Source organism: Pseudomonas sp. D4002 (assembly GCF_013385665.1).
GTDB lineage: Bacteria > Pseudomonadota > Gammaproteobacteria > Pseudomonadales > Pseudomonadaceae > Aquipseudomonas.
Genome location: NZ_JACAPN010000037.1, coordinates 41,757 through 66,542, shown reverse-complemented (window position 1 = coordinate 66,542; position 24,786 = coordinate 41,757). Strand labels below are relative to the sequence as shown.

General features: G+C 60.9%; 30 protein-coding genes. 15 read left to right on the top strand and 15 right to left on the bottom strand.

Going from position 1 to position 24,786, the window contains the following annotated elements; translation table 11 throughout:
* Positions 1 to 56: 56 nt before the first annotated feature.
* From HX824_RS24580 to HX824_RS24565, 4 genes are all read right to left on the bottom strand, one after another.
* The gene (locus HX824_RS24580; protein ID WP_003172956.1) at positions 57 to 248 is read right to left on the bottom strand and encodes a PLDc N-terminal domain-containing protein; all 192 of its coding nucleotides are present in this window, start codon (positions 246 to 248) and stop codon (positions 57 to 59) included.
* Positions 249 to 316: 68 nt separating this feature from the next.
* The gene (locus tag HX824_RS24575) at positions 317 to 847 is read right to left on the bottom strand and encodes a hypothetical protein (protein WP_177055233.1); all 531 of its coding nucleotides are present in this window, start codon (positions 845 to 847) and stop codon (positions 317 to 319) included.
* A 41-nt stretch (positions 848 to 888) separates the two neighbouring features.
* Entirely contained in the window at positions 889 to 1,404 is a 516-nt protein-coding gene (locus HX824_RS24570; protein WP_010176046.1) for an ankyrin repeat domain-containing protein, read from the bottom strand.
* Between the two features lie 96 nt (positions 1,405 to 1,500).
* Positions 1,501 to 3,327 (bottom strand): long-chain-acyl-CoA synthetase, encoded by a 1,827-nt coding sequence (locus HX824_RS24565; protein ID WP_177055231.1) that lies wholly within the window; start codon positions 3,325 to 3,327, stop codon positions 1,501 to 1,503.
* Here HX824_RS24565 and HX824_RS24560 point away from each other — a divergent pair.
* Positions 3,312 to 3,656: a hypothetical protein gene (locus HX824_RS24560; protein WP_177047116.1), complete on the top strand. Its 345-nt coding sequence runs from the start codon at positions 3,312 to 3,314 to the stop codon at positions 3,654 to 3,656. The two genes, HX824_RS24565 and HX824_RS24560, sit on opposite strands and share 16 nt — an antisense overlap.
* Before the next feature lie 69 nt (positions 3,657 to 3,725).
* Positions 3,726 to 4,004 carry a DUF3509 domain-containing protein gene (locus HX824_RS24555; protein WP_003216777.1) on the top strand — a complete coding sequence of 93 codons (279 nt, stop codon included), beginning with the start codon at positions 3,726 to 3,728 and terminating at the stop codon, positions 4,002 to 4,004.
* Between the two features lie 54 nt (positions 4,005 to 4,058).
* On the opposite strand, the gene HX824_RS24550 is transcribed toward HX824_RS24555, so the two are convergent.
* The 4 genes from HX824_RS24550 to aroC form a co-directional block, all read right to left on the bottom strand.
* Positions 4,059 to 4,343 carry a response regulator transcription factor gene (locus tag HX824_RS24550; protein WP_177055229.1) on the bottom strand — a complete coding sequence of 95 codons (285 nt, stop codon included), beginning with the start codon at positions 4,341 to 4,343 and terminating at the stop codon, positions 4,059 to 4,061.
* Positions 4,344 to 4,578: 235 nt separating this feature from the next.
* Entirely contained in the window at positions 4,579 to 5,124 is a 546-nt protein-coding gene (locus tag HX824_RS24545) for an acireductone dioxygenase (RefSeq protein WP_008433207.1), read from the bottom strand.
* 28 nt (positions 5,125 to 5,152) lie between these two features.
* Positions 5,153 to 6,304 carry an MFS transporter gene (locus HX824_RS24540; RefSeq protein WP_166742190.1) on the bottom strand — a complete coding sequence of 384 codons (1,152 nt, stop codon included), beginning with the start codon at positions 6,302 to 6,304 and terminating at the stop codon, positions 5,153 to 5,155.
* A 148-nt stretch (positions 6,305 to 6,452) separates the two neighbouring features.
* Positions 6,453 to 7,544, bottom strand: a complete 1,092-nt coding sequence (gene aroC, locus HX824_RS24535) for a chorismate synthase (protein WP_003213122.1) — start codon at positions 7,542 to 7,544, stop codon at positions 6,453 to 6,455.
* Between the two features lie 143 nt (positions 7,545 to 7,687).
* Between aroC and HX824_RS24530 the strand changes: the two genes are divergently transcribed.
* Both HX824_RS24530 and HX824_RS24525 read left to right on the top strand, forming a co-directional pair.
* Positions 7,688 to 8,650 (top strand): alpha/beta hydrolase, encoded by a 963-nt coding sequence (locus tag HX824_RS24530; protein WP_003213124.1) that lies wholly within the window; start codon positions 7,688 to 7,690, stop codon positions 8,648 to 8,650.
* 100 nt (positions 8,651 to 8,750) lie between these two features.
* A complete protein-coding gene (locus tag HX824_RS24525; RefSeq protein WP_003213127.1) occupies positions 8,751 to 9,554 on the top strand; it encodes a hypothetical protein in 804 nt (267 codons plus the stop codon).
* Between the two features lie 147 nt (positions 9,555 to 9,701).
* On the opposite strand, the gene prmB is transcribed toward HX824_RS24525, so the two are convergent.
* Positions 9,702 to 10,610, bottom strand: a complete 909-nt coding sequence (prmB, locus tag HX824_RS24520; RefSeq protein WP_177055227.1) for a 50S ribosomal protein L3 N(5)-glutamine methyltransferase — start codon at positions 10,608 to 10,610, stop codon at positions 9,702 to 9,704.
* Positions 10,611 to 10,850: 240 nt separating this feature from the next.
* Here prmB and HX824_RS24515 point away from each other — a divergent pair, with 240 nt between their 5' ends.
* The 5 genes from HX824_RS24515 (at position 10,851) to HX824_RS24495 (ending at position 13,625) form a co-directional block, all read left to right on the top strand.
* Positions 10,851 to 11,441 carry a cysteine hydrolase family protein gene (locus HX824_RS24515; RefSeq protein WP_003213131.1) on the top strand — a complete coding sequence of 197 codons (591 nt, stop codon included), beginning with the start codon at positions 10,851 to 10,853 and terminating at the stop codon, positions 11,439 to 11,441.
* A 130-nt stretch (positions 11,442 to 11,571) separates the two neighbouring features.
* Entirely contained in the window at positions 11,572 to 11,892 is a 321-nt protein-coding gene (locus tag HX824_RS24510) for a hypothetical protein (protein WP_003213133.1), read from the top strand.
* 75 nt (positions 11,893 to 11,967) lie between these two features.
* Positions 11,968 to 12,525 (top strand): Smr/MutS family protein, encoded by a 558-nt coding sequence (locus HX824_RS24505; RefSeq protein ID WP_003213135.1) that lies wholly within the window; start codon positions 11,968 to 11,970, stop codon positions 12,523 to 12,525.
* 79 nt (positions 12,526 to 12,604) lie between these two features.
* Complete coding sequence (gene folE / locus HX824_RS24500) at positions 12,605 to 13,150, top strand: GTP cyclohydrolase I FolE (protein ID WP_003204506.1); 546 nt, start codon at positions 12,605 to 12,607, stop codon at positions 13,148 to 13,150.
* A gap of 103 nt (positions 13,151 to 13,253) precedes the next feature.
* Positions 13,254 to 13,625, top strand: a complete 372-nt coding sequence (locus HX824_RS24495) for a glutathione S-transferase N-terminal domain-containing protein (protein WP_063031984.1) — start codon at positions 13,254 to 13,256, stop codon at positions 13,623 to 13,625.
* A gap of 107 nt (positions 13,626 to 13,732) precedes the next feature.
* Here HX824_RS24495 and HX824_RS24490 read toward each other — a convergent pair whose 3' ends face one another.
* Genes HX824_RS24490 through HX824_RS24480 form a run of 3 tightly spaced genes read right to left on the bottom strand, consistent with a single transcriptional unit; the run spans position 13,733 to position 16,675 of the window.
* Positions 13,733 to 14,053 (bottom strand): hypothetical protein, encoded by a 321-nt coding sequence (locus HX824_RS24490; protein WP_003213139.1) that lies wholly within the window; start codon positions 14,051 to 14,053, stop codon positions 13,733 to 13,735.
* Positions 14,050 to 15,381: an acyclic terpene utilization AtuA family protein gene (locus HX824_RS24485; RefSeq protein ID WP_008432202.1), complete on the bottom strand. Its 1,332-nt coding sequence runs from the start codon at positions 15,379 to 15,381 to the stop codon at positions 14,050 to 14,052. The genes HX824_RS24490 and HX824_RS24485 overlap by 4 nt, the downstream gene beginning before the upstream one ends.
* A 1-nt stretch (position 15,382) precedes the next feature.
* Positions 15,383 to 16,675: a CitMHS family transporter gene (locus HX824_RS24480; RefSeq protein WP_003213142.1), complete on the bottom strand. Its 1,293-nt coding sequence runs from the start codon at positions 16,673 to 16,675 to the stop codon at positions 15,383 to 15,385.
* A 131-nt stretch (positions 16,676 to 16,806) separates the two neighbouring features.
* Between HX824_RS24480 and HX824_RS24475 the strand changes: the two genes are divergently transcribed.
* The gene (locus HX824_RS24475; protein WP_003213144.1) at positions 16,807 to 17,703 is read left to right on the top strand and encodes a LysR family transcriptional regulator; all 897 of its coding nucleotides are present in this window, start codon (positions 16,807 to 16,809) and stop codon (positions 17,701 to 17,703) included.
* Positions 17,704 to 17,808: 105 nt separating this feature from the next.
* Here the strand turns inward: HX824_RS24475 and HX824_RS24470 are convergent, their stop codons facing one another.
* Both HX824_RS24470 and HX824_RS24465 read right to left on the bottom strand, forming a co-directional pair.
* Entirely contained in the window at positions 17,809 to 18,411 is a 603-nt protein-coding gene (locus tag HX824_RS24470) for a glutathione S-transferase family protein (RefSeq protein ID WP_008432197.1), read from the bottom strand.
* Positions 18,412 to 18,421: 10 nt separating this feature from the next.
* Positions 18,422 to 19,588, bottom strand: a complete 1,167-nt coding sequence (locus tag HX824_RS24465) for a PLP-dependent aminotransferase family protein (protein ID WP_003212839.1) — start codon at positions 19,586 to 19,588, stop codon at positions 18,422 to 18,424.
* 82 nt (positions 19,589 to 19,670) lie between these two features.
* Here HX824_RS24465 and HX824_RS24460 point away from each other — a divergent pair, with 82 nt between their 5' ends.
* The 3 genes from HX824_RS24460 (at position 19,671) to HX824_RS24450 (ending at position 22,333) form a co-directional block, all read left to right on the top strand.
* Positions 19,671 to 20,105 carry a MarR family winged helix-turn-helix transcriptional regulator gene (locus tag HX824_RS24460; RefSeq protein WP_003212841.1) on the top strand — a complete coding sequence of 145 codons (435 nt, stop codon included), beginning with the start codon at positions 19,671 to 19,673 and terminating at the stop codon, positions 20,103 to 20,105.
* A 191-nt stretch (positions 20,106 to 20,296) separates the two neighbouring features.
* Positions 20,297 to 21,643 (top strand): NCS2 family permease, encoded by a 1,347-nt coding sequence (locus HX824_RS24455; protein ID WP_003212843.1) that lies wholly within the window; start codon positions 20,297 to 20,299, stop codon positions 21,641 to 21,643.
* Between the two features lie 63 nt (positions 21,644 to 21,706).
* Positions 21,707 to 22,333, top strand: a complete 627-nt coding sequence (locus tag HX824_RS24450; RefSeq protein ID WP_008432192.1) for a LysE family translocator — start codon at positions 21,707 to 21,709, stop codon at positions 22,331 to 22,333.
* A 130-nt stretch (positions 22,334 to 22,463) separates the two neighbouring features.
* Here the strand turns inward: HX824_RS24450 and uraH are convergent, their stop codons facing one another.
* Positions 22,464 to 22,817 carry a hydroxyisourate hydrolase gene (uraH, locus tag HX824_RS24445; protein WP_134326010.1) on the bottom strand — a complete coding sequence of 118 codons (354 nt, stop codon included), beginning with the start codon at positions 22,815 to 22,817 and terminating at the stop codon, positions 22,464 to 22,466.
* Positions 22,818 to 23,279: 462 nt separating this feature from the next.
* Between uraH and puuE the strand changes: the two genes are divergently transcribed.
* Positions 23,280 to 24,206, top strand: a complete 927-nt coding sequence (gene puuE, locus HX824_RS24440) for an allantoinase PuuE (protein ID WP_008432189.1) — start codon at positions 23,280 to 23,282, stop codon at positions 24,204 to 24,206.
* Positions 24,203 to 24,718 (top strand): 2-oxo-4-hydroxy-4-carboxy-5-ureidoimidazoline decarboxylase, encoded by a 516-nt coding sequence (gene uraD, locus HX824_RS24435; protein ID WP_008432188.1) that lies wholly within the window; start codon positions 24,203 to 24,205, stop codon positions 24,716 to 24,718. Before puuE ends, uraD begins: the two co-directional genes overlap by 4 nt.
* The last annotated feature ends 68 nt before the right edge of the window (positions 24,719 to 24,786 follow it).

Genomic DNA, 24,786 nt, shown 5'->3' with positions numbered 1-24,786 from the left:
CTCAACCATAGAATCTCCCACACTTACTGTGCCCGCTCTGGATAGCGTTGTTTGGATCAGATCCGCACGTTACCGCGCGGCCCGGCGATCGCCCAGATGATCAAGCCCAGTACCGGCAGCAGCAGGATCAACAGGATCCACAACACTTTGGCGCCGGTACTCGCGCCGCTTTTGAACACGTTGATGATCGCCCAGATATCCAGCGCGAGGATGATCAACCCGATCAGACCATTAAAAGTGGAACCCATGGTGTCGCTCCTAAGTGAGGGCTTGCCTGCTTAGGATAGTCAGCCATGGCCGGGGGTTCCGTTTTATTTCAGACGTGTACCGCAACCCGCAGGGCTTCCAGCGATGGTTCGCCCTTTATGCCGGTTTCGGCACACAACTCCAGCACCCGTGGCACGTCGTTGCCGTAGACCAGCACAGCCTGGATCTCGTCGTCCAGCAACTGGCTGAAGTTCATCAGCACGTAGCCGCCGTTCTCCGGGTTGAGGGCGCTCATCTGGATCTGGATGCGGTTCAGCGCGGTCAGGGCTTCGGTCTTGGCCAGTTGCTTGGGCTTGAGGTTGAACGCCACGCCGGGGCCAAAGGAGGCGACGATCTGGGCGAACAGGTCCTGGTAAGTGTCGGCCTGGAACAGCACGGTGTCGGGCAGGCTGCCGACAACGATCCACTCGCCCAGGGGAATCGGGAAAGTGTCGTCGTAGTTGATGTCCGGGTTGGCGGCCAGGAAAGCGTCGGGATCGGCGTAGGCCTGGGCCGCCTCGTCCGCCACCCTGGCGATCTCGGGTTCGCTCATGCAGCCGGAGCTGATTTTGCTGATGAGTTCGACGAGTGCGGTTTTCATGGGGTGGTCCTGTGGCGGGGCTGATTTTGAGGGCGCAAAGCCTACACCAGTTTTTGCAACTGCGCCGCCGTATCCACCGCCCCCATGGTCTGCGCGGCTGCCAGCGCGGTCACGCCCTGGGCATCGGTGGCCTTGGGATTGGCGCCCTGGCTGATCAGGTAGTCCACCATTTCGGTACGGTTGAACATCGCCGCCATCATCAAGGCGGTGCGACCATCAGAGGATGCGCCTTCGACCAACGCTCCGCCTTCGATCAACGCCTTGACCACCGGCAGGTTGCCCTTGAACGCCGCGCCGGCAATCGGCAGTTGGTTCTTGTCGTTGGCAATCTGGGGGTCGGCCTTGAATTCCAGCAGCACTTTCACCGCGTCCACATGGCCATGGTAGGCCGACAGCATCAACAGCGTATCGCCATTGTGGTTGCGCAGGTTCGGCGGCAAGCCCTTGGCCAGCAACGCCGCCAGCATCGCGGCATCGCCCTTGCGCGCCACGTCGAACACCTGCTCGGCAAATTCGGCGGCTTCGTCTTCGGTCATTTGTTTGGCTTGGTCTGACATGTGGGGCTCCTTGTCTGGTGTTTCATAAGGCGCCCAGTCTCGCGATGGAGTTCCCCACTGTCATGCCTTTTTTCCCAAAAGCGGCGATAGGCAGAATCAATAACGGAACTTGCCCGCCTGGATATCCGCCAACAGTTGCCCCGTGACCGGCACATAACTGTCCGACCCAGGCAGCCAGGCAAAGATCGGATCATCACCGGCCTTGCCCGGGTCGAACGCTTCCTCCTTGAGTTTCACCTTCTGGTATTTGAAGGTGCCCGTGGTTTCCATCTTCACCTTGATCCGCAGGAACAACGGCACCGCATACGCGGGCAATTGCCCGTGGGCGAAGGTCAGCAACTCGCGCATGTCCAGGGAGGCCAGGGATTCGGCAGGCGTAATGGCCGCCATGCCCGCGCGGCCGTTGGTGTTTTCAATCTCCACGCCGTAGGCCACCACTTCGGAGATCTGCGGGTGCTGCAGGAAGATGTTCTCGACTTCGGTGGTGGAGACGTTTTCACCTTTCCAGCGGTAGGTGTCCCCCAGCCGGTCAACGAATTGGGCGTGGCCAAAGCCGATATTGCGCAACAGGTCGCCGGTGTTGAAATAACGGTCGCCCTTCTCGAACACGTCGCTGAGCACCACCTTGCGGTTCTTCTCGGGGTCGGTGTAGCCGTCGAACGGTGCCTTGTCATCGATCCTGGCCAGCAGCAGCCCCTGGCCCCCCTTGGGCACTTCGCGCATGAAACCGTCGGCGCCGCGAATCGGCTCACAGCTGTCATGGGCGTAGTCCACCAGTGCCCAGTGCATCAGGGAAAAGCCGATGGTGTTGTCGAAGTTCAGCACATTGGTGAAGCCGATGTTGCCGTCACTGGCGGCGTACAGCTCACAGATATGATCGACGCCAAAGCGCTGCTTGAACTCAGCCCAAACCCCAGGACGCAGGCCGTTGCCGATCATCTTCGTCACACGGTTATCACGGTCCTGCTCGCTCGCGGGCTGGTCGATCAGGTAGCGGCACAGCTCGCCGACGTAACCCAGGGTGGTCGCATTGAATTTGCGCACATCGTCCCAGAACTGGCTGGCGCTGAACTTGCGGCGAATCGCGAACCCCGACGCCCCGGCAATCGCCGAACCCCAGCACACGCACAGGCCAGTGGCGTGATACAGCGGCAAGGTGCAATAGACGACATCCTCGGGCCCCATATCCAGGGCGATGGTGCCGAAACTGGCCGAGGACTTCATCCAGCGGCCGTGTTTGAAAATGCCGGCCTTGGGCAAGCCGGTGGTGCCGGAGGTGTAGATATAGAAGCAAGGGTCGTTGAAAAAAATCTGCTGGGTGCTGGCGGGGTTTTCCAGCGAATGATCAGCGCTCGCGGCCATCAGGTCCACATAACCCGGCGGCACATGGCTGTGCTGCTGATCGGCAATAAACCAGGTTTTATCCGCCTCGATGGCCACCTGGCTGCGCACGGCCTCGTAGGCCCCTACCAACTCGGCTCCCACCACGATGGCCGCCGGTGCCACCAGGTTGAGGCTATGTACCAGCGCCGACTGGGTTTGCGAGGTATTGAGCATCGCGCAAATGCCGCCCACCTTGGCCACGGCCAGTACGCTGAGCAACAACTCGGGGCGGTTCTCGATAAACAACGCCACCACGTCGCCCTTGCCGATCCCCTGCTGCTGCAGGTAGTGAGCCATGCGGTTGGCCTGCTGATTGGCCTGGCGGTAGCTCAGCACCGTGTCGCCATACAGCAGCGCGGCGCCGTCGGGGTTGCGTTGGGTGGCTTGTTCAAAGGTCCAGCCCAGGCCGCACGGCTGGTCGGGATCGGTGATGTTGGCAACGCGGATTCCGCGCACCAGGCGCGGCAGCGCACGGACAATGGTGGGCACCTTACGCAGCATCATGCCCCAGGTGATCATGTCACTTGGCGGGTGGTTCATGGCGGGAACGTCCTTTTTCTTATTGTTCGTATGACCCTCAAGGCACCCATCGCACTGTAAGACCGGCGCCGGATGCCTTGCAGGAAAATACGCCAGCCGTTCTTCGGCTGTACACGCAGGATTTGAAAAGTTTTGTATCCCGAAAGGAAAAGGAATTTAGCGCACCGCCAGGTGGTCACTATGGAAGACCTGCCTTGCGTGCCAGCGGTGAAACACTTGGCAAAACCCCGCAAAATGCAGGATGCACGATGGCCATTCATGCAAATTGCACGAAACTGGAAATCTTAAAATTTTATAACTTATTGATTTATAACGATTTTTTAAGATAGTCAGTACTGGCACAATCACTGCACCTATCACTCCACGCTGCAAAACATGAGCTAACGGAGCTGATAGACATGAGCCTGATCCAAGATAAATTTTCTTCTGTGTTCTCCAATTTCGACGTCACCACCCAGGCGCGTCCTGATGGCGGCATCCTGCTGACCTTGCGTAACAGCGAAGGCAAGCAGATCAAACGTTCGATCTCTTATCAGCAACTGCACACGGCCGACCAACTGACGTGGGTCATCAGCGCCATTCGCCGCGACCTGGCTGAACAAGCCAGCGACCTGCCACAGATTTCGATGCTGCAAAGCCAGAACCGCTTTGCCCTGCCGACCTACCATTCGGCTTGACCGTCATGCAGGACCCGAACAGGTCGTGGTGCCGTTGCGCACCACGGCCTTTTTTTATTTGCACAATCCCTGTTTCACCGCCTCGTTCACGGCCTGGACCCGGTTAGTCACCTGCAACTTGCCGTAGATGTTGCGCAGGTGAAACTTCACCGTGGCCTGGGAGACGGAGCGAATCCTGCTGATTTCCCACACCGTCTTGCCCTCGACCGCCCAATGCAGGATTTCCCGTTCCTTTGGGGTCAGGGGTTTACCCGACAACATCGCACGCGCCTTGCGGTTGGCAACCGGCGCGCTGTCCGTTTGCGTGGACGGTTGTTCCTGTGGCTCCGAACCGCTCATGCAGGCCCCTCTCTTCATATAGGTCTTGTAACGCCCGAAGTCGGATTACTCCTATTGACAGGCGAATAAATATTGAGACCAGAGAGAGTTACACAAAGAGTGGAAGTAACAAGTAAGGTCAACGATAAACAGCTGTTACCCACAAACTTTCAAGTTTATTCCTACAGCGATTTCCAACCTGAAGGAATTGAAGTTAAAAAAATGCCCCCTGTTCAGGAGGCATTGCCGGACGAACTTAGTCATCAAGCCGAGGAAAACCCTCGGCGATCGCGTCGCCCGTCAGCATGACCGCCAGCCCTTCAGGGTCACTGAACAGGCGGATCGCCACAAAGTGCGGGTTCTCCCCCATATCAAACCAGTGCGGGATGCCGCTCGGCACCAAGATCAGGTCGTTTTTCTCGCAGAACACCGCGTACACATAATCTTCGATGTGCAAGGTAAACAGCCCACGACCCGCTACGAAAAAACGCACGTGGTCTTGGGCCATGCGGTGTTCGTCGAGTCGCTCGGCGCGCAATTGGGCTTTCTGCGGGTGATCGTTGCTGACGCGGAGCACATCAACGGTGGTGTAGCCGCGCTCGGTCATCAGCTTGTCGATGGGCGCCTGGTAGGCGGCGATAATCTCAACCTCGCTGGCCCCGGGCTCAAGTCGGGTAGTCGCCTGCCAGCGATCGAACCCCACACCCAGCTCGGCCAGGGTCGAGGCGATATCGTCCTGGTGAGTCAGGACCTTGTTCGGGGTGTCGGGGGTGCAGACGTGGTAAACCGCGAGATAGCTCATCAAACTCTTCCTCTGTCACGGGAGCCGCTCATGGCCGCTCCTCTTGCAATCGAATGCCAATGATTAGGGCGGCGGCCAGGGCCGCGACGCTGGCAATGCTGAAGGTCAGGGTCGGCCCCAGCAGGTTCCAGCTGTAACCTGAATAGAGTGCGCCCAGCGCACCGCCGGTACCGGCCAGTGCCGCATACAGTGCCTGGCCCTGCCCTTGCTGGCGAGCACCAAAGCTGCGTTGCACGAACTGGATGGCCGCCGCGTGGAAGCTGCCGAAGGTCGCCGCGTGCATCACCTGCGCCAGCAACAGCACCCAGAAGAATTCGGCAAAGGAGCCCAGCAGCAACCAGCGCAGTGCGGCCAGCAGGAAACTCGCCATCAACACCCGGCGTACCGAAAAGCGCGTGAGAATCCGGCTCATGGCCAGGAACATCAAGACTTCCGCCACCACGCCCAGCGCCCACAACATGCCGATCACGCCACGGCTGTAACCGAGGTGTTCAAGGTGCAGGGTGAGGAAGGTGTAGTACGGACCATGGCTCATCTGCATCAGCGCCACACACGCATAGAACGCCAGCACGCCGGGGCTGCGCAGTTGCCGCAAAAAGCCGTCACCGGCCAGGCGATTCCCCTGGCTCAGGGGCTGCGCATTCGGCACCCAGAGGCTGGCGCCGATGATGCCGGCCATGATCACCACGACCACCACCGGGTAGATATCCAGGCTCAGCCAGTCGAACAAGCGGCCCATGATCACCACGGTGAGGATAAAACCGATGGAGCCCCACAACCGCACCTGGCTGTAGCGCGAGGTCTGGCCTTGCAGGTGCGCGAGGGTGATGACTTCAAACTGCGGCAGGACCGCGTGCCAGAAGAACGCGTGCAAGGCCATCACCAGCGCCAGCCAGGCGTAAGTCTTGCTGACAAAGATCAACGAGAAACTCACCAGGGTGCACACCGCGCCAAAGCGCACGATGGCCAGGCGCCGGCCGGTGTAATCCCCCAGCCAGCCCCACAGGTTGGGTGCCACGCAGCGCATCAGCATGGGGATGGCCACCAGCTCGCCGATGCGCGCGCTGGAGAACCCAAGGTGATCGAAGTACAACGCCAGGAACGGCGCCGTCGCCCCCAGCAGGGCGAAATAGAACAGGTAGAAGCTGGAGAGTCGCCAGTATGGAAGGGCTTGCGTCAGCATAAGTGACTTGTGGCGAGCGAGCTTGCTCGCGCTGGGGCGAGAAGCTCCCCCACTAGAAGCGCCGCAGTTCTCCAGGTCCTACCGGGTTGCAGGCTTTGGGGCCGCTGCGCAGCCCAGCGCGAGCAGGCTCGCTCGCCACACACGGTCACAGCTGGCCCAATACCGGAGTACTGACTTTTACGTCGGCGTTTTGCCCACGATGGCGCAGCAGGTGGTCCATCAACACAATGGCCATCATCGCCTCGGCAATCGGCGTGGCGCGGATGCCGACGCACGGGTCGTGACGGCCCTTGGTGATCACGTCCACCGGGTTGCCGTGCACATCGATCGAACGGCCTGGCGTGGTGATGCTGGACGTCGGCTTGAGGGCCAGGTGCGCAACGATTGGCTGGCCGGAGGAAATGCCGCCGAGAATGCCGCCAGCGTTGTTGCTGAGGAAACCTTCCGGGGTCAGCTCGTCACGGTGCTCGGTGCCACGCTGGGCCACACAATCGAACCCGGCGCCGATTTCCACGCCCTTGACCGCGTTGATGCTCATCAGCGCGTGGGCCAGTTCGGCATCGAGGCGGTCGAAGATCGGCTCGCCCAGGCCCGGCATCACGCCTTCGGCAACCACGGTGATCTTGGCGCCGACGGAATCCTGGTCGCGGCGCAACTGGTCCATATAGGCTTCCAGCTCCGGCACTTTATCCGGGTCTGGGCAGAAGAAAGCGTTGTCTTCGACGCTGTCCCAGGTCTTGAACGGGATTTCGATCGGGCCCAGCTGGCTCATGTAGCCGCGGATCACGATGCCCTGGGTCGCCAGGAACTTCTTGGCAATCGCACCGGCCGCCACGCGCATCGCGGTTTCCCGCGCCGAGCTGCGGCCACCGCCACGGTAGTCGCGCTCGCCGTATTTGTGGTGGTAGGTGTAGTCGGCGTGGGCCGGGCGGAACAGGTCCTTGATCGCCGAGTAGTCCTTGGACTTCTGGTCGGTGTTGCGAATCAGCAGGCCGATGGCGCAGCCGGTGGTGCGGCCTTCGAACACGCCGGAGAGGATTTCGACTTCGTCGGCTTCCTGGCGCTGGGTGGTGTGGCGGCTGGTGCCGGGCTTGCGGCGGTCGAGGTCACGCTGCAGGTCTTCCAGGGACAACTCGAGGCCCGGCGGGCAGCCGTCGACAATGGCGACCAACGCCGGGCCATGGCTTTCGCCCGCGGTGGTAACAGTGAACAGCTTGCCGTAGGTATTGCCGGACATGCAGGGCGCTCCGTGAAATCAGTTGAATCAAGTCAACCGTAATAACTTAAGGCGGCCAGTATACGCAGGCTAACCGACTAGTTCATCCTCGAAACCTTACCGGTAGACGTTGGTCCAACCGGCACCTTCCTCATGATGGCGCGATGATGCTGCGAGTTCTGCTTTTGACCCTCACTCTGTTTTCCAGCCTTGGCTTCGCCGCCTCCCCTGTCGTGCTGCAACGGCCCATCAGCCTGGACACCGGCAGTGGCGAGCTGTTTGGTTCGCTGTTGTTGCCCAAATCCGACAAGCCGGTGCCGGTGGTGCTGATCATCGCCGGCTCCGGGCCCACCGACCGCAACGGCAACAGCGCCGACGGCGCACGCAACGACAGCCTCAAGCGCCTGGCCTGGGTGCTGGCCAGGCACAACATCGCCAGCGTGCGCTACGACAAGCGCGGCGTGGCCGCCAGCCTTGCCGCCACCCCCGATGAACGCAACCTGACTCTGGATGCCTACGTGTCCGACGCCGTGGCCTGGGGCAAGTTGCTCAAGGCCGACCCACGCATGGGCCCGCTGATTGTGCTGGGCCACAGCGAAGGTGCACTGGTGGCCGCCCTCGCCGCCCCGCAGCTCAACCCGGCCGGGGTGATTTCCCTGTCGGGCAGCGCGCGCCCGGTGGACCAGGTGATCCGCCAGCAACTGGCCGACCATATGCCTCCAGCGCTGTTACTGCGCAGCAACCAGATTCTCGATCACCTCAAGGCCGGCCAGGTGGACGCCGATGTGCCCACCCCCCTTGAGGGCATTTTCCGCCCCAGCGTGCAGCCCTATCTGATCAGCCTGTTCCGCGCCGACCCTTCGGCGGCCTTTGCCAAATTGACCATGCCGGCGCTGATCGTCCAGGGCACCAATGACCTGCAGGTCGGCGTGGCCGATGCGCAACAATTGCAGAAGGCCAAGCCCGACGCCGAGCTGACGGTGATCGAAGGCATGAACCACGTGATGCGCATCGTGCCCAACAACGTGAAGCAGCAACTGGAGTCCTATAACGACCCGCAGTTGCCGCTGGCGGCTGAACTGGGCACCCGCCTGGTTCGCTTTATCGACGGACTTCGCGCCAGTTAAGCGAGTATTGCCCCTCCAGTCCTGAGCAAAACGGCCGATAAGCCATGGGTCGACAGCAAAAAGCCTGTCGGCCCGCAGAGCTTGGACAGGATCGCGCCGAATGACGAACACCGAAGCAACACCCGAACCTACCGCCGACACCACGGCTGACACCGAGGCCGCCGCATCGGCCGCGTTACCGTGGGCGGAGGTGCAGGCCGAACATTTCAAGATGCTGCGCCTGGCCCCTTTGGCCACCGACCGTGCCACGGGCGTGCGGCCCCTGCGCTTTGTGCAGTTTGGCTGGGCCGAACGCAACAACAAGGACCACAGCCTGCTGCGCATGGTCATTCAGTTGCCGGGCCAGCGGGTGCGCCGGGAACAGAACCATTTGGATATCTGGGTCGATCACGCGACCCATCGGGTGCACTTTGGCCCGGGCAACAGCCTGGAGATCGAGCCGGCTAACCGCGGCATCGGCCGTTTCCTGGTAGCCCAGGGCGCCGCCTGGGCGAAAAAGAAGTGGTCGCACTACCGCGTCGACGGCGTCGACCTGGCCAACAAGGACGCCCTCAACGAAGCCACGCGCCTGCGCCGGGATCACTTCCTGCGTATCCAGGGCTTTGATGTGGCGTACGCTGATGTCCAGCATTTGAAGGGCAACGTGCAGCCGGGCAAGGTCAGCGATGTGCTGGACAGCTGGAACACCGAAAAGCTGCAGTTCGTGGAGATTCTGGAAGCGGCGCAGATGCTGCAACAGGCCGAGCAGAACCTGGCGGAACAGGAAGTGAAACTGCGCAAGGAAGAGGAAAAAGTCACCAAGTTCAAGCGCGAAGACAGCGGGTTGCGCTTCACGATTACGTGCCTGGTGGCGTTTACCGTGTTTCAGGCGGGGTTGTTGATCTGGATTGCGACGCATCGATAATCCGGTTTATCAATTGAAACCGGATCAAAATGTGGGAGCGGGCTTGCTCGCGAATGCGGTGTGTCAGTCACCGGATATCTTGACTGAGCCACCGCATTCGCGAGCAAGCCCGCTCCCACACTGACCGCGTTACCCACTTGGAAGCGGTTAAACCCTGGCGGCAAACACCGCCTGATGCGCCCGGCATTGCTCGGCCGTCAACATGAACACGCCATGCCCGCCGCGCTGGAACTCCAGCCAGGCGAAGTCCACTTCGGGGTACAACGCCTCGACGTGAACCTGGCTGTTGCCCACTTCGACAATCAGCAAGCCCTTCTCGGTCAAGTGATCTGCCGCCTCGGCCAGCATCCGCCGAACCAGGTTCAAGCCGTCGTCACCGCAGGCAAGGCCCAGCTCCGGCTCGTGCTGGTATTCATCCGGCATGTCGGCAAAGTCTTCGGCGTCGACATACGGCGGGTTGGACACGATCAGGTCAAAACGCTGGCCCGGCAAACCCTCAAAGCCGTCGCCCTGAACGGTGTAGACGCGCTCGTCGACGCCATGGCGCTCGATGTTCTGGTTGGCCACTTCCAAGGCTTCAAAGGACAGGTCACCCAGCACTACTTCGGCGTCCTGAAACTCGTAGGCGCAGGCAATACCGATGCAACCGGAACCGGTGCACAGGTCCAGAATGCGTGCCGGCGGTGTGCCCAGCCACGGTTCGAAGCGGTTTTCGATCAGTTCGCCAATCGGTGAGCGTGGAATCAATACACGCTCATCAACGATAAACGACATGCCGCAGAACCAGGCTTCCTTCAACAGGTAAGCGGTCGGCACACGCTCGTGGATACGGCGGTGCAGCAACCGTTGCACGTGGGAGATTTCCTCTTCTTCCAGGTTGCAATCCAGGTAACTGTCGGCAATTTCCCATGGCAGGTGCAAGGCGCCGAGCACCAGTTGCCGGGCTTCGTCCCAGGCGTTGTCGGTGCCATGGCCAAAAAACAGGTCTTCCCCATGGAAACGGCTGACGGCCCATCGGATGTGGTCGCGCAAGGTGCGCAGGCGGGAAGTGATCACGGGGGCAAGCTCCTGGAAAAAACGACCGGCGATTCTAACAGTCTTAAGCTGTACCGACGATGTACGAAAAAACCCTTTGCCGCACGTCGGATTTCATCTTAAACGTGGTTTTTGCCTAAACGTAGTGCCCTATTGACATCGCTGCACGCCAACAACGGCGTACCTTACGATGGTAGCGATTCACAGAAGCGCTCAGCCAGAGGACAATGTCACAAAAGCCCCACTCACAGGAGCCCCAGAATGTCCGTTCCAAAGACGATGTTTCAACTCAGCGGTCGTGGTTACGCAGCGGCGAACCTGAACCATGCGACCCTCGTGATCATCGACGCCCAGAAGGAATACCTCAGTGGTCCCCTCGCCCTCTCGGGCATGGACGCTGCTGTCGAACATATCAAGCAACTGGCGGCTGCCGCGCGCAACGCCGGGCGCCCGATCGTGCATGTGCGCCACCTGGGCACTGTCGGCGGGTTGTTTGACCCTCAGGGCGAGCGCGGTGAGTTCATTCCTGGCCTTGAGCCACAGGCCGACGAAACCATCATCGGCAAGCTGCTGCCCAGCGCCTTCCACGGCACCGGCCTGGAGAAACACCTGCAAGACCTCGGTTCCCTGGACCTGATCGTCTGCGGCTTCATGAGCCACTCCAGCGTCAGCACCACGGTGCGTGCGGCAAAAAACCTGGGCTTTCGCTGCACCCTGGTGGAAGACGCCTGCGCCACCCGCGACCTGCCTTACAAGGGCGGCATCCTCAGCGCCGACCACGTGCAGCAGACTGAAATGGCCATCATGGCTGACAACTTCGCCACCCTCGCCTTGACCAAAGATCTGATCTGATCGACCTTCGATGAGCGGGTAGCCGCCCGCTCATCCGCAAATACCTGTCATTTGCTGCAATTGCCTCTGTACCCGGAACAACCTGTGTATCTTCCGGTCGAAGGGCCGATACCCTGGAGGAAAGGTCGGAATGAAGATATCCGATGGTTTTGATGCTCGTCGCTTGCGCCCCAAGGGCCCGAGCAACTGGCGTCTGCGCATCGGCGCCGGCTTTGCCGCGCTGTTGGCGATAGGTGGCGTACTACTGGCAATTGCTGGCGGCGCTGGTTTGGTTGGACACTCACCGGCCCTGGGCGAGCTGAATGCCAGCCCTGGCGGTTCTGCAATACTCTTGGTCATCGGCCTGCTGGTGCTGTGGTTCGGCGTATGGCTGTGGCGCCGTTGCCGTCGGCGCATGCGCCAACCGCTGTCACTGAACATCGCTTCGCACCTGATGAAAAAGCACGACTGATGGCGCACAGATAGCGTTTGTTGCGCATCAAGCCGCCGCGATTAGGTAAACTGCCCGCCCTTCGCGGAGGCTGACATGCAAGACGACGATTTTTCCCTATTCAAGAACGAGCTGCGCGGCGTCAAGCCGATCAAGCATGATCGCGCCGACACCGGCAAACCCAAGACCGATCGCGCCCAGATCGCCAAGCTGCGCCAGGCCGCGACCGTGCGCACGGACGCCACCACCGTGGACGGCCTGTCGGATCAATTCGTTATCGATGTAGGTCCCGAAGACGAGTTGATGTGGGCCCGCGACGGCGTGCAGGAAAGCCAGATGCGCAAGCTCAAGGTCGGCCAGATCCCGTTCGAGGGCAGTCTCGACCTGCACGGCATGACCGTCGAAAAAGCCCGCGAAACCCTCTGGGCGTTCCTCGCCGAAGCCACCAAATTCGAAATCCGCTGCGTGCGCGTCACCCACGGCAAGGCCGTGCGCCTGGACGGCAAGCGGCCGATGATCAAAAGCCACGTCAACACCTGGTTGCGCCAGCACTCCCAGGTGCTGGGTTTTACCTCATGCCAGCCACGTCACGGCGGCGCTGGGGCGGTGTATGTGATGCTCAAGCGCACCATGATGGAAGGCCGCGACGAGTAACAAGTGCCATCGTCAGGCTTGCAGCGATGTGTTGGCCGCCGTACCCTTGCCCTTTGCGAAAATCCCACTAGGTAGTTTCATGTCCCTGGAACAGAATTACACCGCGATCCTCGGCCAGCTCGGCGAGGACGTTTCCCGCGAGGGCCTGCTCGACACGCCAAAACGTGCCGCCAAGGCCATGCAGTATCTCTGCCGCGGTTATGAACAGACCCTTGAAGAAGTCACCAATGGTGCCTTGTTCAGCTCTGACAACAGCGAAATGGTGCTGGTCAAGGACATCGAGTTGTACTCGCTGTGCGAACACCACCTGCTGCCGTTCATCGGCAAGGCTCACGTCGCGTATATCCCGAGCGGCAAAGTGCTGGGCCTGTCGAAGGTCGCGCGTATCGTCGATATGTATGCCCGCCGCCTGCAGATCCAGGAAAACCTCAGCCGCCAGATCGCCGATGCGGTCCAGCAGGTCACCGGCGCCCTGGGCGTTGCAGTGGTGATCGAGGCCAAGCACATGTGCATGATGATGCGCGGAGTGGAGAAGCAGAATTCGTCGATGATCACGTCGGTGATGCTGGGTGAGTTCCGCGAAAACGCGGCGACCCGCAGCGAGTTTCTCAGCCTGATCAAGTAATACGCGGCACCTGGAAAAACCGGCGTTCATCGCCGGTTTTTTTTCGCCTGTGAAAAATCAGGTAAGCTGCGCCCCCTTAAGTCTAGGGCAAGAGGTTTCAGCCATGTTCGTCAAAGCACTTCGAGTGGGCCTCGGCCACGTCATCATCGCCGGCGACTTCCTGACCCGTCCGCGCAAAAAGCAGCGCCCTGCCGAACAACAGGCGCAGGTGAACGCAGCGGCCAAGGACCTGACCCTGTATCAATTCCACGCCTGCCCGTTCTGCGTGAAGACCCGCCGCACCCTGCACCGCCTGAACGTGCCGGTGGCCTTGAAGGATGCGAAGAACAACGAGCAGGACCGCCAGACCCTGCTGGAGCAAGGCGGCAAGATCAAGGTGCCATGCCTGCGCATCGAAGAGAACGGCCAGACCACCTGGATGTACGACTCCAAGGTGATCATCGATTACCTCGACAAGCGATTTGCGGCGGTCTGACAAACAGCGAGGATCCAGTGTGGGAGCGGGCTTGCTCGCGAAGGCGGAGTATCAGTCGCAGATGTATTGGCTGACACTCAGCCTTCGCGAGCAAGCCCGCTCCCACATTAGCTTGGTATTGCCAATTCAAGATCCAGCAATGCTGAGCCCAGGCACTTACCATGGGCGTCCAGCGCCAGCGACCGCGTCACCCCGCCTCGCAGGATCCCCGGCAACACGAAGTTCAGTGCCTGCACATTGGGCAGTTCATAACGCCGCACCGGTGCGGCACCCGCCTCCAGCAACGGCGCAAAAAACGCCGCCACCACCTCAGCCGTGAGTTGCTCGCAGAGCAGCGGATAGTCCTCGGCCCGATACGCGATGATCGAGATGTTCGAGGTGTCGCCCTTGTCTCCCGTTCGGGAGTGGGCCAGGGTGTGCAGCTTCATGCTTCGATCCTCGGGTTGACCGCGTGACGAGGCAGCAGCAACGATGCCACCGCCACCACCTGGCGCAGGCTCTTGCTGGCGCCACCGCCGCCGGACGGGCCGTTGGTGTAGAGAGTTTCCACTTCATTGCCGACACGCACCGCCTCGCTGCGTTCTGCGCAGCGGGCGGCGATGCGCAGGCGCACTTCCCACGGTTCAACCGTGCTGCGCGGGCCGTGCAGGGAGTCGACGCCGATCAATTCGGCACGCACGTCCTGCATGCGCACGCCGGTCAACTCCAAGCGTTTCAGGACCACATCGCGAGCCAGTTGCGCACGAGCGACCGCGCCCGGGCCACCGTAGGAAATCTGCCCCTCACCGATCCAGCCGTCCAGATAACCGACGCTGACTTTCAACGCTTCGGGACGTGGCCGTCCGCTCGCGCCGTGGGCACGCACCCGGTCCACGGCTTCTTCGGTAAACGCCACCTGGGAAAAATCCGCGCACACGTCCGGTGTGAGGTAGGCCGCCGGGTCGTGCACTTCGTAGATCAATTGTTCGGTGCACGTGGCACGGCTGACCCGCCCACCGGAACCTGCGACCTTGGTGATCAAGGCCTCGCCGTCTGCGTCAATCTCGGCCAGTGGAAAGCCCAGGCGTGCCAGATCGTCCACGTCCTTGAAACCCGGATCGGCAAAGTAGCCACCGCTGACCTGCCCCGCACATTCCAGTAAATGCCCCACCAGCGTGCCGCGCCCCAGCCGTTGCCAATCATCCGCAGCCCAGCCGAATTCGAACATCTGCGGCGCCAGGAACAGCGAAGGGTCTGCGACCCGGCCGGTGATCACCACGTCGGCCTCGGCGCGCAAGGCGTCGATAATGCCGTCGGCGCCCAAATAGGCGTTCGCGGAAATCAATCGCTCGCCCAACGAGCCAAGGGTCTGACCGTTGTCGAGCAACTGCTCCGGCTGGGCACGCAAGGTCTCAAGCACGTCGTCGCCAACCACCGCCAGCACCTTGAGGTTAAGCCCCAGTTCACTGGCAATCCGCCGCACTTCAACCGCCGCCGCCACCGGATTGGCCGCGCCCATATTGGTGATTACCCGCAGGCGTCGGCGCCCTTCGGGCCGGCCGACAAAGGGCAGCACGCGGCGCATGCGCTCACTCAACAGCGGGTCGTAACCGCCTTGTGGATCGCTGATCCGCGCCTGTTGCGCCAGGGCGATGGTGCGTTCGGCCAGGCATTCGAAGACCAGGTAATCCAGGTCGCCCTGTTCGGCCAATTCCACCGCAGGTTCGATACGGTCGCCGGAGTAGCCGGCGCCGGAACCGATGCGCAAGGTTTTCATTTCAAATCACTCCCAGGAGCAAAGCCGTCAGAGTCATCAACACCGACGCGGCAAACAGAAAGGGGATGGTGAAGCGCTGGTGATCGGCCAATTCGATCTTGCACAGGCCCACCAACAGGAAGGTCGCCGGCGTCAACGGGCTGACCGGAAAGCCGGTGGTGTGCACGCCCAGCAACGAGGCCTGGGCCACTTGCAGCGGGTCGACGCCCAAGGCCTTGCCGACTTCGGCGATCACCGGCATCACGCCGAAGTAGTAGGAATCCGGGTCAAACAGCATGCTCAGCGGCATCGACAGGAAGCCCACCACCGCAGGGATCAACTTGCCGTGGCCCGCCGGAATCTGCGCCACCGCCACTTCGGCGATGGCCTTGAGCATGCCGGTGCCTTGCATGATGCCGGTGAACACACCGGCGGCGAGCAGGATGCTGGCCATGGTCAGGGCGGTTTTTGCGTGGGCGTCGATCCGCGCGCGCTGGGCGTCGACGTTCGGGTAGTTGATGCACAGCGCCACCACCGTGCCGAGCATGAACATCACCACCGGGTCGACCCAACCGGCGATCATCACCACCATCACCAGTACCGTCAGGACCAGGTTGACCCAGAACAGCCGCGGGCGACGCAGGGCAATGTCATCGTCGCTGAGCACCCGTTGCGGCACGGCGTCCACGCTGGAACCAGCGCCCAGGCCCAGGCGTTTTTCTTCCCGGTGGCCCAGCCACCAGGCGCAGGCGAATACAAAGACCAGGCCAACGATCTGCACCGGGATCAGCGGCTGGAACAAGTCCGCCACCGGCACGTGCAGCGCAGCCGAGGAACGCAGTACCGGGCCGGTCCACGGCAGGAAGTTGACCCCGGCCGCCATCGCCGCCACACACGCGAGGATGCGTTTATCAATTCCCAGCCGCGTGTACAGCGGCAGCATCGCCGGCACCGTCACCAGGAAGGTCACCGCGCCGGAGCCGTCGAGGTGCACCAGCAGGGCCAGGGTCGCGGTACCGACGACAATCCTTGTAGGACGCGTCCCTACCGTGCGCAGGATGCGATCAATGATTGGATCCAGCATGCCGGCATCGGTCATGATCCCGAAGAACAGGATCGCGAACACAAACATCCCCACCACGGGGGCGACGTTCTTGATGCCGGTGATGATGAAGGCGCTGGTTTGCAGGCCGAAACCGCCCAGCAGCGCGGCGATGATCGGCAAGGCGATCAGGGCCACCAGTGGCGACAGGCGTTTGCTCATGACGGCAGTGAGCAGGCACAGGATGGTGATGACACCCAGGGTAGCGAGCATGGGGTAGCTCCAGAACGGCGTTTTCGGCCGGTTATTGTTTTCCCTGGAGTATTGGAATCGCGTTAGGCTTTGTAAATTGGAATATTCGGCACTCCACATTCGAAAAAACAAAACGCTCGAGCAAAATAAAAATGAAAAATTCGATCCAGCATATCCAGGCGTTTCTCGCCGTTGCCCGCACGGGCAGTTTTACCAAGGCTGCCAACGAACTGCATTTGTCGCCCTCGGCGCTGACCGTGCAGGTGCAACAACTGGAGGAATGGCTGGGCGTCGCGCTGCTCGACCGCAGCCCGCGCCACGTCAGCATCACCGCCGCCGGGCTGGATGCACGCGGGCCGATGGAGAAATTGCTGCTGGACCTGGACAACATCGTCACCGGCTCCCGTGACCTGGCAGCGCTACGACGAGGCGTGGTGACCATCGCCGCCCTGCCCTCCGTGTGCGCCGGCGCGTTGCCTCCCGCCCTGCGCCTGTTTCGCGAGCGTTTTGCCGGGATCGAGGTCCGCTTGCATGACCTGGTTGCTCACCGCATTCATGCGCAAGTGCGTTCGGGCGAGGTGGATTTCGGTATTGGTGTGCGGGCGCGGCTGAGCCACGGGTTGGCGTTTGTGCCGGTGCTGAATGATCGGTTATGTGCGTTCGTGCCGCTGGATCATCCGCTGACTCGTTTTGCAAAGTTGAGCCTGGAGCAACTGGCCGACCAGCCGATCATCCTCACCGGCCGCGACAGCAGCGTGCGGGAACAGGTGGACGCGTTGTTCGATGAAACACGCCTGACGATGCTCGCGGGGATGGAGGCCAACTACATGTCGACCGTGTTGGCGTTGGTGCGGCAGGGCTTGGGGATCAGTGTGTTGCCGGAATCGGCGGCGGACAGTCTGGAGGGGTTGAAGCGGATTACCATTGATCATCCGGGGGTGAACCGGGAGATCGGGTTGATCAGTCGCAGTGGACAGCCGTTGAGCCCAGCGGCGCAGCGCTGTTTTGAGTTGCTCAGTGAAGAATTACCTGGCGCACCGCAAAACTAAATGTGGGAGCGGGCTTGCTCGCGAAGGCGGTGGGTCAGCCAATACATGTGCTGACTGGTACACCGCCTTCGCGAGCAAGCCCGCTCCCACATTTTTGACCGCATTTCAGCCCAGCATCGGCACATGCTTGGGATGGCTGGCCACGCGCTTCAACCACGCCTGCACGCCTGGATAGGCGCTCAGGTCAAAGCCACCTTCATCCGCCACATGGGTGTAGGCATACAGCGCCACGTCGGCAATCGAGAATTGGTCGCCCACCAGATACGGTGTCAATTGCAACTGGCGCTCCATCACCTTCAGGGCTTTATAACCGCCCTTGTGCAGCTTCTTATATTCCTCCAGGCGATCTTCCGGCAGCCCCAGGTAAAACTGGATAAACCGCGCCACCGCGATGTATGGCTCGTGGCTGTACTGCTCGAAAAACTGCCACTGCAGAACCTGGGTGCGCAGGCGCGGTTCGCTGGGCAGGAACTCGCTGCCATCGGCCAGGAAGTTGAGAATCGCATTGGACTCCCACAGGCAGGTGCCGTCTTCCAGCTCCAGCACCGGGATCTTGCCGTTGGGGTTCTTGGCCAGGAACTCCGCGGTCTGGGTGTCGCCCTTCAGGATGTCGACATCGATCCACTCATAGTCGATGCCCAACAGGCTGAGCATGAGTTTGACTTTGTAGCAGTTGCCCGATTTGTAATCGCCGTAGACCTTGTACATGGAGGCTCCCCTATGCCGCTTGCGCGTGCTGTGCTTGACGGACCACCGCAGCGAGACGCTTGAGACCTTCGTCCAAGCGCGCCGGGTCGATATGGCTGAAATTGAGCCGCAGGTGACCGTGATGATTGTCCGGCTCGGAAAAGAACGGTTCACCGGGCATGAACGCGATGTCCTGGTCGAGCGCAGGTGCCAACAAGGTGCGGGTATCGAGCGGCTGTTTCAAGGTCAGCCAGAAGAATAATCCGCCCTGGGGTATTTGCCAGTCGGCCAGGTCGCTGAAATGCCGCGCCAGTGCAGCCTGGAAAGCGTCGCGCCGGCCCCGGTAAAAGCTGCGCAACTCTACCAGGTGATGCTGGTATTTCTCGGTGCCGATCCATTGCATCGCCTGCCACTGGCCAACGCGGTTGGTATGCAGGTCGGCTGACTGCTTGAGTTTGAGCAGGTGCGGGAACAGGTCCGGACTGGCGATCAGGTAGCCGACCCGCAGGCCGGGCAACAAGGTCTTGGATACGGTGCCGGTGTAGATCCAGCTGGCCTTTTTCAGCCGGCTGACGATGGGTTGCGCGCTGCCGCCGTCGAAGGTCAGTTCGCGGTAGGGTTCGTCTTCGATCAGGGTTACGCCAAACTCGTCCAGCAACGCGGCGACGGCCTCGCGCTTGGCATCGCTGTAGCGCACCGCCGAAGGGTTCTGGAACGTCGGGATCAGGTAGACGAAGGACGGGCGATGCTGCTCAAGGCTGCTGCGCAAGGCTCTGAGGTCCGGACCGTCCGCCTCAAGCTGTACGGTCAGGCAATCGGCGCCGAACAATTGGAAAATCTGCAATGCCGCAAGGTAAGTCGGGCCTTCCAGGAGGATTTTGGTGCCCTTGTCGATGTACAGCTTGGCCGCCAGGTCCAGGGTTTGCTGGGAGCCGCTGACCACCATGACCTGGCGCGCATCGCAGGCAATACCCAGCACCCGCGCCTCGGCCGCCAGCAATTCACGCAACTGTGGCTCGCCTTCGCTCATACCGTATTGGCCGATATTCAGCGGCATGCCTTCCCAATCCAGCGTGGGCAGCATCACTTCGGCCGGCAGGCCACCGGCGAAGGACATCACCTGCGGCTTTTGCGCCGCCGCGAGGATTTCACGGATCAGGGAGCTTTTAAGACGCGAAACACGTTCTGAGAAGGCCATAAGGGTCACCGGTAGCAAAGCCTGGGGAAAATACGTCAAACTGCTTGACCGAAATTACGACGACTTGGGCAGATACGTCAATATGCTTGACCTTAAAAACCAGACCAGCCAGCAAACCGCCATGGAAGCCTTCTTCTTCGGCTACCAGGCGTTCACCGCCAAGGCTGACGAAATGCTGGAGCGCCGCGGCTTGAGCCGGGTGCATCAACGCATCGTGTTTTTTATCGCGCGCTACCCGGCCTTGAGCGTCAAGGAGCTGCTGGAACTGCTCGGCGTGAGCAAACAGGCGCTGAATATGCCGTTGCGCCAACTGCAGGAGATGCACCTGGTGGACAGCGTGGCGTCCGAGACCGACAAGCGTAAGCGCCTGCTGGAGTTGACCGAGGAAGGCCGGCGTTTCGAACAATCGCTGCGGCGCGAACAGGTAAAGCTGCTGCAACGGGCGTTTGCCGAGGCAGGCGAGACGGCGGTAGAAGGCTGGCTGGCGGTAAACAAGGCACTCAGTGGCCAATCCTGAATTGCCTTTCATCCCCTTTCGCACACAAAATAGAAAACATTATTTGCTTTATTTGTATACAAAAGCATAATTCGCTTCGTGCGAGTTCCTGACCTATTGGTCAACAAAACCCGCTGGTACCTCAAAGCGCTGCTGCCCACTCATGTGTCCGGCGCTGGAAATAACAATAAAACTCTTGAGGAGTACTTGCTGTGGAAAGCCGCAAATCCGAAGCCCCTACGCTCGACCTCTCGCCAACCCACAACGGTTGGCTGGAACGCCTGTTCAAACTCCGCTTGCATGGCACCACAGTGAAGACCGAGCTGATCGCTGGCCTCACGACCTTTATCACCATGGCCTACATCATCTTCGTCAACCCCAACATCATGGCCGACGCCGGCATCGATCACGGCGCGGCGTTTGTCGCCACCTGCATCGCCGCCGCGCTGGGTTGCCTGCTGATGGGCCTGTACGCCAACTGGCCAGTAGGCCTGGCGCCGGGCATGGGCCTGAACGCGTTTTTCACCTACACCGTGGTCGGGACCATGGGCTACAACTGGGAGACGGCACTGGGTGCGGTGTTTATCTCCGGTGTGTTGTTCATGATCCTGACGCTCTCACGCATTCGCGAGTGGCTGCTCAACAGCATTCCGGTGAGCCTGCGCCATGCCATGGGCGCCGGCGTCGGATTGTTTCTCGGGGTGATCGGCCTGAAAACCGCCGGCATCATCGTGCAAAGCCCGGCCACCCTGATCAAGCTCGGCTCCCTGCATGAACCCGCCCCATTGCTGGCGGCCATCTGCTTCCTGTTGATTGCGATCCTCAGCTACCACCGGGTATTCGGCGCGATCCTGATCAGCATCATCGCCGTGACCCTCGCCGGTTGGGGCCTGGGCCTGGTGGAGTACCACGGCATCCTGGCCACCCCGCCAAGCCTGGCGCCGACCTGGATGGCCATGGACGTGATGGGCGTGTTCAACGTCAGCATGATCAGCGTGGTGTTCGCCTTCCTGTTTGTGCACATGTTCGACACCGCCGGCACCTTGATGGGCGTGGCCCAGCGTGCAGGCCTGGTGAATGCCGACGGCAAGATCGAAAACCTCTCCCGCGCCCTGAAAGCCGACAGCGCCTCCAGCGTGTTCGGCGCCATGGTCGGCGTGCCGCCAGTCACCAGTTACGTGGAAAGCGCCGCCGGGGTTGCCGCTGGTGGCCGCACCGGGCTGACGGCGGTTACGGTTGGCGTGTTGTTTATCGCAGCGATGTTTTTTGCCCCGCTGGCTGGCATGATTCCGGCCTATGCCACCGCCGGCGCGTTGATCTATGTGGCGATGCTGATGATGAGCGGCATGGCCCATATCAATTGGGACGACGCCACCGACAGCATTCCGGCGATCGTCACGGCGATCATGATGCCCCTGACCTTCTCGGTGGCCGACGGCATCGCCCTGGGTTTCATCACCTACGTGGCGCTGAAGGCCGGCACGGGTAAACACAAGGAAATTTCCATCAGCCTGTGGGTGCTTTGCGCGATCTTCATCGCCAAGTTCGCGTTCCTGTAGGCCAACCCGCTTGACCCTGCCTCACCCCGTCGGGTGGGGCTTTTGTACGAATGGAGGAATGCAATGAGTCTGGAAACCTGGCTGCTGTTCAGCGGCGCTGCGCTGGTGGTGATCCTGATCCCCGGCCCCCTGTCCTTGTTGATGATCAGCAACAGCCTGAACTACGGCCTGCGCCGTTCGTACCCGGCCTTTCTCGGCGGGGTGATTGCTTCGATCTGCCTGCTGAGCGCCTCGGCGCTGGGTTTGGGTGCGTTGTTGCTGGCATCGGAACAGCTGTTCAGCGCCCTGAAGATCGTCGGCGCGCTGTACCTGTTCTACCTCGCCTGGCAGAGCTGGCAGCAATCCCGGCAACCGGCCCACGTCGCCGACGTACCGCAAGTGGCCGCCACCCCGCGTTTTCGTGCGCTGTTTGGCCGGGCCTTTGTGCTGGGCGCCAGCAACCCGAAGGACATCCTGTTTTTCGCCGCCTTCCTGCCGCAATTCCTCAGTGCCCAGCAGGCCTTTTTGCCGCAGTTGCTGATCATGATCGCCACCTGGACCGTGCTCGACCTGCTGTGCAAACTGGCCTACGGCCTCGGCGCCCATGGCGCCGCGCGCTACCTGCGCAGCGGCAGGGGCCAGAGCTGGTTCAACCGGATCAGCGCGGGCTTGTTCACAGGCGCCGGCGCTGCGTCGCTATTGAGCCGCTGAAGATCCAGCCCCGATCGCACTGAAGATCGGGGCCGCCTTTATGGTGCAATCAGCAGGCGAAAAAAAGCCCGCAGTGTGAGCGGGCGAAAAACCAACGAAGAGCTTTGGGGGTGTGAAGCGCGGTGACGACTCAGCTACCGCGATAGGTGGAGTAGCTGTAAGGCGAAATCAGCAAAGGCACGTGGTAGTGATCCTGTTCGGCGCTGATGCCGAAGCGCAGCACCACCACATCGAGAAATGCAGGTTCGGGCAGTTGCACACCGCGGGCGCGGTAGTAATCACCGGCGTTGAACTGCAACTGATAGACACCGCTGCGGTAGTCATCGCCTTGCAGCAGGGGTGCATCGCAGCGGCCGTCGCTGTTGGTCAGGGTGCTGGCGACCAGCTCAAGCTGTGCGCCCTCGACACGGTACAACTCAACCTTGATTGCGCTGCCAGGGCAGCCATGCGCGGCGTCCAATACGTGTGTGGTCAAACGTCCCATAGCGTCTGCGCGCCTCCCGAAGTCAGTAAAAAGTGAAAGACCGCACCTTTTCAGGTCACTGAAAAAGTCGGCGATGGCTGATTAAGACACTTTTCAAAAAAATTGTACACAATAAATTCAACAAGCCTTCTTTCCGTTGCTGACGCCGATACTGTAGGAGCGAGCTTGCTCGCGAAGATCGTTAACGATAACGCAGCGCTTCAGGGTTAACGAGGCGCTCTCAGGTTTTTCGCGAGCAAGCTCGCTCCTACAGTGAATGAGGTTTTTTTCAATTTAGCTGACCAGTCAGGCAGGTTTCTTGCAGTGCTATTCTGCAAAGACCCTGCGGAAAAAATGCAGAAATACAGGCTTACAAAGTGCACACTAAGTTGTATACAATCAGTCATCGTTGTGACGCCACCCAGTCTTTCCGCTGCCCGGCCGCCACACACACCGCTACCACGAACAAGAAGGAAGACTGCAGTGAGCGCTGACTACCCACGCGACCTGATCGGTTACGGCAGTAACCCTCCTCACCCACACTGGCCGGGCAAGGCCCGTATCGCCCTGTCGTTCGTACTCAACTACGAAGAAGGGGGTGAGCGCAACATCCTGCACGGCGACAAAGAGTCGGAAGCCTTCCTGTCCGAGATGGTCTCGGCGCAACCGCTGCAAGGCGAGCGCAACATGAGCATGGAGTCGCTGTACGAATACGGCAGCCGTGCCGGCGTGTGGCGCATCCTCAAGTTGTTCAAGGAATTCGATATCCCGCTGACCATCTTCGCCGTGGCCATGGCCGCCCAGCGCCACCCGGATGTGATCCGCGCGATGGTCGCCGCCGGCCACGAGATCTGCAGCCACGGCTACCGCTGGATCGACTACCAATACATGGATGAGGCCCAGGAACGCGAGCACATGCTCGAAGCGATCCGCATCCTCACCGAACTCACCGGCGAGCGCCCACTGGGCTGGTACACCGGGCGCACCGGCCCCAACACCCGGCGGCTGGTGATGGAGGAAGGCGGCTTCCTCTATGACTGCGACACCTATGACGACGACCTGCCCTACTGGGAACCCAACAACCCGACCGGCAAGCCGCACCTGGTGATCCCCTACACCCTGGACACCAATGACATGCGCTTCACCCAGGTCCAGGGTTTCAACAAGGGCGACGACTTTTTCGAATACCTGAAAGACGCCTTCGACGTGCTGTATGCCGAAGGCGCGGACGCACCGAAAATGCTCTCCATCGGCTTGCACTGCCGCCTGATCGGCCGCCCGGCACGCCTGGCCGCCCTCAAGCGGTTTATCGAATACGCCAAGGGCCATGACCAGGTGTGGTTCACCCGCCGCGTCGACATCGCCCGTCACTGGCATGACGTACACCCTTTCCAGGGAGCCGCCAAATGACCGCGTTCCAAACCCTGAAACCGTCGAGCCTGAGCCGCGACGAATTCGTCGCAGCCTTCGCCGACATCTACGAACATTCGCCATGGGTGGCCGAAAAGGCCTTCGACCTGGGCCAGGACGCTTCGATCGACGAGATCGAAACCCTGCACCAGCGCATGAGCGACATCCTGTTGAGCGCCGATCACACCAGTCAACTGGCCCTGATCAACGCTCACCCGGACCTGGCGGGCAAAGCGGCCGTCCAGGGCCAGTTGACCGAAGCCAGCACTAATGAACAGGCTGGCGCCGGTATTCACCAATGCTCGAGCGACGAGTTTTCGCGCTTCACCGAGCTGAACGATGGCTACAAGGCCAAGTTCAAGTTTCCCTTCATCATGGCGGTAAAAGGCAGCAACCGGCACCAGATCCTCGCCGCGTTTGAAACGCGCATTCACAACTCGGTGGAAGCCGAGTTCAAATGCGCGCTGGCCGAGATCAATAAAATCGCGTTGTTCCGATTACTGACCCTTTAGCAGACCTGGCCCGAGCGGTTCATGAACGCCCAGGGCCTGGCGAGCATCCCAAGCCACTTACTTTAAGG